The following is a 13329-nucleotide window of genomic DNA, read 5'->3' as shown; positions in this document are numbered from 1 at the left end:
TTTCTTTTTATGATTTGCCGTGGCAGTTTTTGTACTTCTTGCCGCTACCACACGGACAAGGTTCGTTACGTCCGATATTGACCGTACGTCGAATCGGCTTTTTAGCAACCGGCGCGCCGTCTTCTTTCGGGTTGTTCGCTTGACCTTTTGCTACTTCTTCGCGCTCTAAGTTATTGCGGATTTCTGCCTTCATGACATACTTCGTCGCATCGTTTTCGATGGCCATCAGCATATCTTCAAACATTATAAATCCTTCTGCTTGGTATTCACGAAGCGGGTCATTCTGTCCGTAAGCACGTAAATGAATTCCGTTACGGAGCTGATCCATCGCATCGATATGATCCATCCACTTGGTATCAATCGCACGCAACAAGACGACCTTCTCAAATTCACGCATACGCTCTTCGGACATTTCTTGCTCTTTCTCATTATAGCGCGCAATGACCAATTCGTGAATAAATGTTTGCAACTCTTCTGGTGTTTTACTTTCTAAGTCTTCGATCGTCACCGTATCTTCAGCTAGTAAGTTTGCTTCCAGATAGTCTTTTAAGCCTTTTGAATACACCGTATTGTCTGCAGTGTGTGTCGCCACTACGCGTTCAATTACGGAATTCAACATATTTTCAAGAACGGGGCGAATATTTTCTGAACCCAGTACTTCATTACGCTCTTTGTAAATGACTTCACGTTGTTGACGTAGTACATCATCATATTGCAATAAACGTTTCCGTGAATCAAAGTTATTCCCCTCTACTCGTTTCTGAGCAGACTCCACTGAACGTGACACCATTTTCGATTGGATCGGCGTTTCATCGTCCATGCCGAGTTTAGTCATCATCGATTTCATTTGCTCCGAACCGAAACGTCGCATTAATTCATCTTCCAATGAAAGATAAAACTGCGTAACCCCTGGGTCACCTTGACGTCCTGAACGTCCACGGAGCTGATTATCAATACGTCGTGACTCATGTCGCTCTGTACCGATGACCGCTAAACCGCCAACATCTTGGACGTGTTCACCTAGTTTAATATCCGTACCACGACCGGCCATATTGGTTGCGATCGTTACGGCACCTCTTTTACCCGCGTCTTGAATGATTTCGGCTTCTCGCTCGTGATTCTTCGCATTCAAGACATTATGCGGAATGCCGTATTTTTTTAGAAACGCGGAAATAATTTCTGACGTTTCAATCGCAACCGTACCGACAAGCACCGGTTGGCCTTTTTCGTGGCGATCTTTAATTTCTTCCGCTACAGCTCTATACTTTCCATCCATCGATGCAAAGATCAAGTCTGGACGGTCATCACGAGCAATCGGTCGATTGGTAGGAATCGCAATGACATTCATATTGTAAATATTGCGGAACTCTTCTTCCTCAGTTTTCGCAGTACCCGTCATGCCAGACAGCTTTTCATACATACGGAAATAGTTCTGGAACGTAATCGTCGCAAGTGTCATCGACTCGTTCTGAACTTCAAGTCCTTCTTTCGCTTCAATCGCTTGGTGCAGTCCATCACTATAACGACGGCCTTTCATCAAACGACCCGTGAAGGAGTCAACGATGACTACTTCGCCTTCTTCTACTACATAGTCTACGTCATTATGCATACTTACATGCGCTTTCAATGACTGATTGATTGCGTGGTTAAGTGTCACGTGTTGCAGATCGAATAAGTTTTCGATGCTGAACGCTTTCTCAGCCGCTTCGATCCCTTGCTCCGTCAACACAACACCTTTCGTTGATTCATCGAATGAATAATCTTCTTCTTGTTTCAACGTGATCACAAAGCGATTGGCTAAGCGATATAATTCTTGCGCTTTCGCTGCTTGGCCTGAAATAATGAGCGGTGTCCGTGCTTCATCGACTAAGATGGAGTCGACTTCGTCAATAACAGCGAAATGAAGTGGACGCTGAACCTTATGTTCATTATATAGCACCATGTTGTCACGCAAATAGTCGAAACCGAGTTCGTTGTTCGTGCTGTAGGTTACGTCTGCTTCGTACGCTTCACGTTTCTCTTCTTTGCTGAGGCTGTTCAAATTCAAACCTACGTTCATGCCGAGGAATGAATACAACTGCCCCATTTCTTCCGCGTCACGACTAGCCAAGTATTCGTTGACGGTTACGACGTGGACGCCTTTGGAAGTCAGTGCATTTAAATAAACGGCGAGTGTAGAAGTCAATGTCTTCCCCTCACCGGTCTTCATCTCTGCGATATTCCCTTCGTTAAGCGCTGCAGCACCCATGATTTGCACGCGGAATGGGTAGAGTCCGAGCACGCGTCGTGAGGCCTCACGCACGACAGCAAACGCTTCAGGTTGTAGGTCATCGATTGTTTCGCCTTGTTGGTAGCGTTCTTTGAATTCGGCTGTTTTGGCTGTTAGTTGTTCGTCGGATAGCTTTTCCATGTCGTCTGCCAATAGTTCTACTTGATCGGCAATTTTTTCGAGTCGTTTTAGGTCTCGTTTGTTTGGGTCGAACATTTTATTTAGTACGCCAAGCATTTATTGTCACATCCTCATAGCTTCTTTAATTAGCAGGACGTGCCTGCTAGTTGTAAGTTCGGTGTCTAGGTATTTTTGAGTCACAGTCCATTTTAGCATTGTAAAAAGCTAGGTGCAAATGGGGCGCTGTATCTTTTTTCCTAAGTTTGTCTTGGGTTCAGCTGGAGGTGCTGTTGGGGATGGGGATTGGCGCTTCGGAGGGGACGCTTTCCCATGGGCCCGCGGTGAGCCCCCTAGTCGCTGTGCTCCTTTAGTGGTCTCACCTGATCGGGCTGATCCATCGGGAGTCGCCCCTCCTACGCGCCAATCCCTTACGAGCTGAGTGGGTGACAGTTTCTGGTGTGCATTGTATGTGGGATTGTAATCGTGTTTGTATTCGCTTTTGATTCATCTTTGAATTTAAATATGTTGGAGCCAACATTGGTATGCTAACTACAGTGAATCACTTATGTATTTCCACCTTACACGTAGGATTGTAACAGAAGCTGGGGCGACTCCTGAAGGTTCCGCGAAAGCCTTAGCGGAGCGTTAGGAGTATGCGCTTTTGTAGGCTGCTATTGAGCAAGCCACGTGCTCAGGAAAGCTTCCCCTAGCTGGAGTGGAATCCCTTTGTACCCACTGATTGTGTTTAAAAGGTAACACTTCTATTGGGGAATGAAAAAACAAGCCCAGCTTGAGCTGGACTTGTTTGGGTTGTGTATTAGTTTGTTTCGATGAGGCCGTATTTGCCGTCTTTACGCTTGTAGACGATGTGTGTGCCGTCGGAATCTGCATCTGTGAAGATGAAGAAACTGTGGCCTAGCATGTTCATTTGAAGGATTGCTTCTTCTTGGTCCATCGGCTTCAAATCGAACTGCTTTGTGCGTACTACGTCGAACTCCGCGTCGTCCTCGAGGTCTTGCGTATTATTGCTTTCAGTTGATTGGAAGAAAGCGGCTACGCCTTCGCGCTCACGTGATTTACGATTCACGCGTGTTTTATATTTACGAATTTGACGCTCTAGCTTGTCGACGATTAAGTCAACCGCTGCATACATATCGTTGTGACGCTCCTCTGCGCGAAGTGTCAAATTCTTCATGGGAATTGTAATTTCCACTTTTGTTTGTTTATCACTATAAACTTTCAAGTTCACATTAGCTGTAGCGTTTACCCCTTCAGTAAAGTAACGCTCTAGTTTCTCAACTTTCTTTTCAACGTACTCTCTGATCGCCGGAGTTACCTCGACGTTTTCACCGCGAATATTGAAGTCTAACATATGAACTCCTCCTTTATTTAAACCCTCATTACCTTACTTCTTCATAGTACCCGTAAAACCCTTTTCAAAACTTAAGAAATATGTGGAATTGTAAAGAAACTTCTGGTTTTTGTTGATTTCACTCTGTTTCTTTCACTTTTCGTGCATGATGTTTTAATTCTTCCGTAATCAGCGTATCCACATTTTGATCTTCTCCAAACTCAAATCCATACTCAAAACCAAATTCGGTCTCTTTTTTCCAAGCCACATTTCCTAAAATTTCAAAGGGATGCTTAACAATTGTAAATTCTAATTGTAGAGCTACCATTTCGGAACGCACAGGCAAATCTAGATGCGTCACGAATTTCACGCCACCCGTGCTAATATCCAAAATTTCACATCGCCCTTCATTAGACAAGTTTTTCTCTTCATTTTTCAATTGAATACGGAATGTGGCCGGTATGTATGAATTGAACGAATACCGAAAGTAATCATGACGATTATAACGCATAGGACGATTCCTCTCTATTGAATACCTATATGTAAAAAAGCCGAAAGAGATTCCTCTCTTCCGGTGGTCAATGCTTCGAATCGAAATAGGCACCGTCTTGAGACATCTTACCGTATGGATTTACATAGCTATTCATATTTTCTTTTTTGGCTTGAGATTGTGAAATATTTGCGCGTATCGTATGGGTGAAACGTTCCAGACTAGTCTGTACATCTTTCTCCAAACGAATCAATTCTTTACCGAATGCATCTTCTTCCGCAGTAAAAGGCTGGACTATTTGTGACTGCAACACATCGCGTTCATTCAGTATCTTGTTGATTTGCTCGATCACGTCGTCACGCTGTTCTTCATCCACTGCCTGTACAAGCGCAATCAATTGTAGAGAACGATCACGCCACATCGTCATAGCAGGTCGAATCATATCTCACTCACGTTCGAATATTGTTTCGAGCGATTAATTTGGATGACTTGCTTCCACGTATCACGGAATTCCGTAATGATGCCTGCCGCTTCTTCAAACATCGCGGGATCATTTTGGATATTGCCTTCGATTAAGCGACTATTTACGAATTCATATAGCACCAGCATGTTTTTGGAAACGTCATAGGATGTATCCAATGTCAGCATTAATTCAGTCACGATGGCTTGCGCTTTTTGAATCGCAATATTCTTTTGCTCCAAATTACCTTTAGCCAGCTCCATCTTGCCTTGCTGAATAAATTTAAGACATCCGTTATAAAGCATTAACGTCAACTCGCCAGGGGTGGAAGTAATTACTGAATTATTTTGATATGCTGCATATGGGTTGTTAGTAGCCATTTTTTGTTATTCTCCTTTTTCTCACTAAGTTGCGTTACATGCCGCCAAGTGAATTCATCAACTGTGTAGATTGGTCGTTTGCACGTTGGAATGCCTTCTCCATTGCAGTAAACTGCTTCCAGTAACGGTCTTCCATCATCTGCAACTTCCTTTCAAATCGTTCAATTTGTTGATCCATACTTTTCATAGAACGACCGATTGCAAAACTATCATTTACTGTTGTTGAACTACCTGCTTTTAAAGTAATTTTTTTCTGTGCATCTTGCAGTTCTGTACGGTACTTTTGTGCAATTCCTTCGTCTTTTCCACCAATTAAATCATAGACTGCGTTGGGGTTTTCTGAAATTTTGGCGCGCAATTTATCTTCATTGATCGTCAATTTACCGTTATCTAAATAATTACTTGTTGTTTCAATCCCTAAATCATTAAGACTGATTGTAATTTGTTTTCCATCTTTGTCGAAACTTTTACCGTCTTTATCCGTAGTGTTTACAGATATAGACATAATAGAACGCAAATTATTTAACATAGAAGAAAGGGCTGGATCACCTTTTAACGTACCACTCATAGCCTTTTCTTCCCACAGTTCAATTTCTTTTTCTTTCATATCAGCTTTTTGTTCTGCCGATAGTGGATGGAAGGACTTGAATTGCTTCTCCTTGATCTTACTGTTCAGTTTTTCAATCATTTCATTATAATCATTGACGAATTCTACGACGGAATCTAAAACTTTTTCTGTATCTGTAGAGGAACTGAATGTAACTGGCGATGTTGTAGCTTGTTTAAGTGACACTTCAAATCCATTGATAGTAAATGTATTAGATGAACGAGACGTATCGAGTCCATTTAATATGAATTTAGCATCTTCACCAGCTGTTGATTCAGGACCATCGTAGTCATCTGGACGAGTCGGAACAGCTGGAGGTTCAAGTGCTGGTTCAGCATTTAACCTTAAACTTTCGGCTGCACTACCCGAAACTACAATTTCACCACTTCCACTACCCTTAGAACTCATAGCGATTTTACCTGATGTAGAATCATAAAATGCAGTTACACCTGTTTTTTCATTTATTTTTTTCAATACAGAGTCTAACGTATCTTCAGCTTTAATTTCAATAGTAGCTGACTCTATTCCACCAGGCGCTTTTATAGTAAGCGATTTGATTTCACCTTTTGCAAAAATAGATAATCCTTCAAGTGTTTTGGTTTTTAATTGTTCATCGGTAATCTTGTTTTTCTTATCATCTGTGGTTGTGCCATCCGTAAGAATGCCACTCTGTAGGTTAGCTTGCGTAGCCAATTGTTTTACTTCAATAGTCCCCGAAAAGTCAGAAGTAGAAGCTTTTGCCGTGATACTAACAGCCTTCTCATCCGAAACACTGACGTTTTTCTTCATATACGTACTTTGCTTCATGACGGTATCAAATAGCTTGTCGCTCGATTTTCTTAAATCGCGGTTTGTGGAACGATAGTCATCGAGTTGCCACTGTGTGTATTGTTTCTTTTGTGTAATTTTATCAAGAGGAATCCGATGCGCTTTCATCATGTCTCTGATAATTGATTCTGTATCGATTCCCGATGCTAATCCACCGATTCTCATCGTGCCTCACACCTTTATTGTTAAATTTTATGATCGATTAGTAATCCAATGAAGTCTTTCATAGCTGCGTGTATGTCGAGCAATTTTTTTGGTGGTATTTCACGAACTACTTCTTCTGTGTCTGGATCTACAATCGTTACGTAATATTCATTTAACTGTTCGTGAAATTTAAAGCGCAACTGGACATTTGCACTTTCGAGAAATTTGTTCATGCCATCTGTTAATTCTTTCGTTTCACTCTTTGACAACTCGGCTTGTAACTCCGGTGTCGACTGTTGAGCTGGCTGACCAATAGGTTGACTGTTTGAAACTTCTCTTTTGTTTTCAACGGACCCACTCTCGTAAGTTGTTTGCACTGGTTGCATTGCGGGGCCATCGCCTGTTCGGCTGATCATACTGGTACCCCCCGTCTTCAATGAACAATCGTTATGTATAGTATCGGATGAAAATATAGGATGTTGAGTATAGCCGCAGTTTTTCTTCTATAGCTTACTTCTTACACGAATAAATTATTTCAACGTTATGAAATTCAGACTATTATAACAGTCGAAAGTAATGTATGATTAGAACAATCTATAAGAATAAAGGAGCATACATTCATGTTTCATTCCATTAAAACAAAAATAATTCTTCTTGTTGTCGTGCTAGTTGCCGGTGGCGTTCTGACCATGACGGGAATTAGTAGCTGGTTAGTCAAGGAACGAACAGAGGAAAACCTCATACAATCGAGTAGTACGCTGCTAACTGAAATGAGTGCTTCCATTGAAGCGGATTTGCAACAATACAGTAAAGGGTTAGAGTTGCTGACTGATTCGTCGGACTTTACGAATGCGACTGCCACAGAAGGCGAAGCAGAACTTGCGAAGGCACTTAACCACACATTGGAGACGTATCCTGACGTATCGAGTACATATCTTAGCTTCGCGACCAAAGAAACGATGATTCGTCCTTACGTGGATTTGACCGACTTCGATCCATCTACACGTGAATGGTATCAAAATGCCGTGACAGAAACGGAACAAGTACATTGGACTAAACCGTATATTGACGAAGCGACAGGTAATTTTGTCATTAGTGCTTCAAAAGCCGTGATGAACGGCAACGATCTAGTGGGTGTAGCGGGCATCGATATTCAGTTATCGACGATGTCTGAAGATATTTCAACGACCGCTATTCCACATGACGGTTATGCATTCATTCTCGATTCTGAAGGAACCGCCATCGCTCACCCTTCGCTTGTTGGAGAGAATGCGATGAATCGTGACTATGTAGCCAAAATGTATAAAGAGTCGGCTGGTCACCATACATTCGAGCAAGAAGGCGTTAAAAAGGTCGATATGTTCACCACAATTCCGAATTTCGACTGGAAACTGGGTGTCATCTATGATCAGAAAAATATGCAATCCCTCGCCACAGGTTTACGCAACGTCATGATCGTTGCAGCTGTCGTGACTTTGGTGTTACTTGCGATCATTCTATCTATCTTTATCAGCCGAATGCTGAAGCCGATTTTCCGTTTACAAGAGACCGTGCAGCAAGTAGCAGACGGTGACTTGACGGTTCGGGCGAACATTCATTCCACAGATGAAATTGGAGATCTAGGCAAAGGTTTCGATCAGATGCTTAATCAAATGAACGGTTTGATTACGACCGTGACACATTCTGCATCCAATGTACTCGCTAGCTCACAAAACTTGAGTGCTGTCTCCGAAGAAACGAATGCGACGAGCGAAGAAATTGCAAGTGCTTTGGCAGAAATCACTAAAGGAGCTGTCCAGTCTGCGGAAAATGCGGACACGGTGACTACCCGTGCGGAGCTATTAAATCAGCAAATCCAAGAAGCCAATGTTACCGCGGGTGAAATGGCAAGTTTGGCAGCAGAAGCCGTAACCTATAACGCAGAAGGTCGCGCACAGATGAATGTGTTAAGCTCTGCATTTAACAATTGGAATCAAGACTTGCAACAAATGGGCGGCATGATCGGATCATTAGAAGACAAAGTCACAGCGATCAGTTCCGTCATTGACGCTATCACATCGATCTCTTCGCAGACTAATCTACTCGCGTTAAACGCCAGTATTGAAGCAGCAAGGGCTGGTGAACACGGCAAAGGCTTCGCAGTAGTCGCAAATGAAGTCCGTCAATTAGCGGAGCAGTCTGCGAGTTCAGCGGAGCAAGTACGCTCAACGATCCAAGAACTGCAAAACGGCACGCAGCACGTTATCGAGCAAATGGACAATACGCGTAATACATTCGAACGCCAAAGCACTGTCGTACAAGACACAGAAGGCATTTTTGAAAGTATTTCTAGTTTCATTGGCGATATGCAATCCCGTATCCATCAAGTCACTACCGCACTCCAAGAAATGGACGCTCATAAAAATGATGTATCCGAACAAATTCAAATTTTATTGTCGACGACAGAAGCATCGGCAGCGGCTTGTGAAGAAGTGAATGCTTCTTCTGATGAACAGCTTCACGCAATCGGCTCGGTTGCCGAAGCGGCTGAAGCCTTGACGCAGTTGAGTGAAGACTTGAGTTATGCCGTAGAACGATTCAAAATCTAACACGATCCGCCAAACCTTATTGAAGGTTTGGCGGATTTTTTTATAAAAGCCAAGGCACTCTGAGAATCTCTGCATAGAATAAGGGTAGTTCCACATTTGGAGGTGAAATCAATATGGGAGAATCAGTTAAAGGATCTGGATACGGTGGCGGTTATGATGGAGGCTTCGGCTTTTCCATGATCGTTGTGCTGTTTATCTTATTGATCATTGTCGGTGCAGGATTTATGGGTTACGGTTGCTAATTACTTAAAAAATGGAGGTGGAGACATGTTTGGATTCGGTGGATATGGACACGGTGGCGGCGGCCACGGAGGACACGGGGGACACGGCTGTGAGTCTGGTGGATCGTACGGCAATTGCGGTTCTTATGGAAACGGATTTGCATTGATTGTCGTACTATTTATTTTACTCATCATTGTAGGCGCTGCTTGCCTATAAGACTTTACAAAGAAACCTGTCAAATCGACAGGTTTCTTTGTCTTTCTTTATAAAAGAATGAACTTATAGGAAATTTAGCCGATAACAAGTTAGGTACAATATAGCATCACACATCTTAGAAGGAGTTGAACCTGCGTGTTACGATCAATAAAGACAAAGATTATCTTTACTGCTATCATTTTATTCATTCTAGGTATTGCACTCATGACTTGGATGACCAATGATCAAGCAAAGAAACAATCGATGAATAATGCCGTTGATTCAAGTAATGCCATCATCAATGAAATGAGTTTCGGAGTGTATCAATTTATGGACAAGTATGATGTAGGATTGGCATTGCTAGCGACAACCGATGCCATCACTGAATTTACCGGAGAAAACGGGAAAGACGTTTCTGTGACAGAAATAGAAGAACGTTTACAAGCTTTCTTGTCTATGTATCCAAGCGCAGATGCGGTGTATTATTCATTGACATCCAAATATACTGTCATCAAACCGGATGAGGATTTAACAGATTATGATCCGACGACGAGAAACTGGTACAAGTTAGCGCAAGCACAACCAGGCGACGTGCAATGGACGGAGCCGTATTTGGATGATACAACCAATCAGTTTGTTATTACGGCTTCCAAAGCCATTATGATCGATGGTACGTTTGTCGGTGCTCTTGGACTCGATATCGAACTGAACGCATTAACAGACCAAATAGCAAGCCGCGATATCGGATATAACGGCTATCCAGTGTTGCTCGATGAACAAGGATTGGCTATTGTACATCCTTCCAAAACAGGAACGGACGTTACAAACGAAGCCCATTTCAAAAAAATGTATGAGGCGGATAGTGGTGTCATCCAATATACCGACGATCAAGGGATCGACAAGCGCAATATCTATACGACGATTCCCGACTTCAACTGGAAAGTTGGCGCTGTTTATGAAGAACGCCATTTAAGTGCGTTAGCGAGTTCATTACGTAGCTCTATGCTACTTATTGCGCTCCTTACATTAGTTCTCACATTCGTCGGTCTATTTATTACGATTAGCCGTATGTTGAAGCCACTCGACACAGTCAAAGATTTGATGGCCAAAGTGTCTGGCGGCGATCTAACCGTACGTTCAGATAACCAAAGTGCAGACGAAATCGGTGAACTGAGTCGTGACTTCAATCATATGGTGCAAAATATGAACGACATTATTACAGTCGTCCATACATCAGCAGACCATGTCCGATCAAATTCCGAAAGCCTTAGTGCCGTATCAGAAGAAACGAGTGCCGCAAGCAATGAAGTCGCAATGGCTGTCGGAGAAATTGCGCAAGGTGCCGCAAAATCTGCCGAAGATGCCGAAACCGTTACAGAACGTACCGACCTTCTCGGACGAGAAATCAATGAAATTCGAGAAAAAGCAGAAAACATGTTGGATATCGCGAAACAAACTGGTATTCAAAACGACAATGGTCAGCAACAGATGCATGCGCTGAAAACTTCATTTGTGACTACCGGGAAAACGCTAGAAGAGATGTCCAACGACATTGATTCACTCGGCGCAAGAGTACAAGCGATCGGTAGCGTCATGGAAACGATCATGAACATTTCCAAACAAACGAATCTCTTAGCACTTAATGCAAGCATTGAAGCAGCTAGAGCAGGCGAACACGGCAAAGGATTCGCAGTCGTAGCAGAAGAAGTCCGCACCCTAGCCGAACAATCCGCCCGCGCGACAGACGATGTCAAAGTCACGATAGAAGAATTACAAAAAGAATCACGCATCGTCTCTGAACAAATGCAGCAAACGATCCACACATTCCGCGACCAAGGCATAGTCGTCGGTGATACAGAAAAAACGTTTGAAGAACTCTCTTCACTCATGGACACCATGCAAGAATCGATCCATACCGTATCCAATGAAATCCAATTTATCGTCACACATAAAGACGACGTGTCCTTAACCGTTCAAACGATGTCCGCCACCTCCCAAGAAACCGCAGCAGCCTGCGAAGAAGTGAGCGCATCATCAGAAGAACAACTCCGCGCAATCCAATCGGTGACTGAAGCAGCCGAAACATTGACGGATCTGAGCGAGAAACTATCAGAAGTCATTGCACAATTTAAGATGTAATGTTTTTTAGGGAAGATCTCCGTCATGTTTTTTGATGGAGGTCTTCTTTTTTTGTTTGGGGGCTCATTGTTTTGGTGGGTGTGCTCTATTGAGTGGGTGATTTGCTCATTGTTGTTGGGTGAGCGCTCTATTGGATGGGATATCCGCTCATACTCAACGTGTAAGCGCTCTGTCAAACATGATATCCGCTCTATCCCAACACGCAAACGCTCTATCGGACATCATATCCGCTCAATCCCTCCCCACAGTCGCTCTATCACACATATCACCCCGGTTACGCTCATAGTCACAGCGTCAGCGCTCTATCCAACACTGTATCCGCTCATACTCAACGCTCAAGCGCTCTATCAAACATGATATTCGCTCTATCCCAACACACAACCGCTCTATCGGACATCGTATCCGCTCAATCCCTCCCCACAGTCCCTCTATCACACATATCACCCCGGTTACGCTCATTGTCACTGCGCAAACGCTCTATCCAACACCGCATCCGCTCATATTCAACGCGTAAACGCTCTATCAAACATGATATTCGATCAATCCCAACACACAACCGCTCTATCAGACATCGTTTCCGCTCAATCCCTTCGCGCAGCCGCTCTATCACACATATCACCCCGGTTACGCTCATTGTCACTGCGCAAACGCTCTATCCAACACCGCATCCGCTCATACTCAACGCTCAAGCGCTCTATCAAACATGATATTCGCTCTATCCCAACACACAACCGCTCTTTCAGACACCGTATCCGCTCAATCCCTCCCAACAACCGCTCTATCCAACCCAACATCCGCTCAATCAACCAAACCATCCACCCTCCCCCATCCCCCAAAAAAACAACCAAATCCCCCTAAACTCCCCCCAATCAAACCGCACTCTTTCCCCTAACAAAACCACCCACTTTCCCCAAGCAAAACGACAACACACCGATTCGATATCTCCTTCAAAACTTTCTATTATATACATACCCAGGGAATACAAAGTGTCGTGCACGACCTGAAGAGGTCGCTTTTATGGAAAGCAAAACGAATGAAAACTTTGAAGAGGTAATGGAACAATACGAACCGATGATTTCAGCCGTCATGAGAAAATTACACATCTACCGTGATTTTGACAACTTCCGCCAAACGGGACGTTTCGCACTTTACCAAGCGTGGACGCGATTTGACGAAACGAAAGGAAACTTCACTCCTTTTGCTTACCGCTCCATCTACGGCGCGATGCTTGATGACTTAAAAAAAGAAAGTCGATTTAGCGAAGTCAATACATCCGTCGAAACCGAGACGTTAGAAAACCTAACACAACACGACTTCATCGAAGATCCAAACAACGAATTACACGAAATCCTCACCGCACTCCCAGCAAATGAACGCGAACTACTCGTCAAACTATACGTTGAAAACAAAAGCCAAGCCGAATGCGCCACCCACTTCGGCATCTCCATTTCAGGAATCAAAAAACGTCGAGCAAAACTACTGACGAAATTAAAAGATCAACTAACCGCCAAACGAAACGTAGAAAGCTAAAAAAGC

General features: G+C 43.4%; 12 protein-coding genes. 5 read left to right on the top strand and 7 right to left on the bottom strand.

What is annotated here, in order from left to right:
- Nucleotides 1-7: 7 nt before the first annotated feature.
- The 7 genes from secA to flaG form a co-directional block, all read right to left on the bottom strand.
- Complete coding sequence (gene secA / locus SporoP17a_RS13865) at nt 8-2506, bottom strand: preprotein translocase subunit SecA (RefSeq protein WP_083035230.1); 2499 nt, start codon at nt 2504-2506, stop codon at nt 8-10.
- 700 nt (nt 2507-3206) lie between these two features.
- Nucleotides 3207-3761 (bottom strand): ribosome hibernation-promoting factor, HPF/YfiA family, encoded by a 555-nt coding sequence (hpf, locus tag SporoP17a_RS13860; RefSeq protein WP_083035229.1) that lies wholly within the window; start codon nt 3759-3761, stop codon nt 3207-3209.
- 118 nt (nt 3762-3879) lie between these two features.
- Nucleotides 3880-4251 (bottom strand): PilZ domain-containing protein, encoded by a 372-nt coding sequence (locus tag SporoP17a_RS13855; protein ID WP_083035228.1) that lies wholly within the window; start codon nt 4249-4251, stop codon nt 3880-3882.
- A 67-nt stretch (nt 4252-4318) separates the two neighbouring features.
- A complete protein-coding gene (locus SporoP17a_RS13850) occupies nt 4319-4672 on the bottom strand; it encodes a flagellar protein FliT (protein ID WP_083035227.1) in 354 nt (117 codons plus the stop codon).
- Entirely contained in the window at nt 4669-5070 is a 402-nt protein-coding gene (gene fliS / locus SporoP17a_RS13845) for a flagellar export chaperone FliS (RefSeq protein WP_083035226.1), read from the bottom strand. The genes SporoP17a_RS13850 and fliS overlap by 4 nt, the downstream gene beginning before the upstream one ends.
- Before the next feature lie 34 nt (nt 5071-5104).
- Nucleotides 5105-6670, bottom strand: coding sequence for a flagellar hook-associated protein 2 (locus SporoP17a_RS13840; protein ID WP_083035225.1), 1566 nt, complete (start codon nt 6668-6670; stop codon nt 5105-5107).
- A 20-nt stretch (nt 6671-6690) separates the two neighbouring features.
- Nucleotides 6691-7065, bottom strand: a complete 375-nt coding sequence (flaG, locus tag SporoP17a_RS13835) for a flagellar protein FlaG (protein ID WP_083035224.1) — start codon at nt 7063-7065, stop codon at nt 6691-6693.
- Between the two features lie 204 nt (nt 7066-7269).
- Between flaG and SporoP17a_RS13830 the strand changes: the two genes are divergently transcribed.
- The 5 genes from SporoP17a_RS13830 to SporoP17a_RS13805 all read left to right on the top strand — a co-directional run bounded on the left by SporoP17a_RS13830 (nt 7270) and on the right by SporoP17a_RS13805 (nt 13323).
- Entirely contained in the window at nt 7270-9237 is a 1968-nt protein-coding gene (locus SporoP17a_RS13830) for a methyl-accepting chemotaxis protein (protein WP_083035223.1), read from the top strand.
- A 113-nt stretch (nt 9238-9350) separates the two neighbouring features.
- Complete coding sequence (locus SporoP17a_RS13825) at nt 9351-9479, top strand: YjcZ family sporulation protein (protein WP_083035222.1); 129 nt, start codon at nt 9351-9353, stop codon at nt 9477-9479.
- 142 nt (nt 9480-9621) lie between these two features.
- Nucleotides 9622-9675: a YjcZ family sporulation protein gene (locus SporoP17a_RS17055; RefSeq protein ID WP_233190510.1), complete on the top strand. Its 54-nt coding sequence runs from the start codon at nt 9622-9624 to the stop codon at nt 9673-9675.
- Between the two features lie 135 nt (nt 9676-9810).
- Complete coding sequence (locus tag SporoP17a_RS13815) at nt 9811-11793, top strand: methyl-accepting chemotaxis protein (protein WP_083035220.1); 1983 nt, start codon at nt 9811-9813, stop codon at nt 11791-11793.
- A gap of 1017 nt (nt 11794-12810) precedes the next feature.
- Nucleotides 12811-13323, top strand: coding sequence for a sigma-70 family RNA polymerase sigma factor (locus SporoP17a_RS13805; RefSeq protein ID WP_083035218.1), 513 nt, complete (start codon nt 12811-12813; stop codon nt 13321-13323).
- Nucleotides 13324-13329: the final 6 nt, after the last annotated feature.

This window comes from Sporosarcina ureae (genome assembly GCF_002082015.1).
Lineage (GTDB): Bacteria > Bacillota > Bacilli > Bacillales_A > Planococcaceae > Sporosarcina > Sporosarcina ureae_A.
Note: the sequence above shows the minus strand (reverse complement) of the source record. Positions and strands in the feature narration are given on the sequence as shown.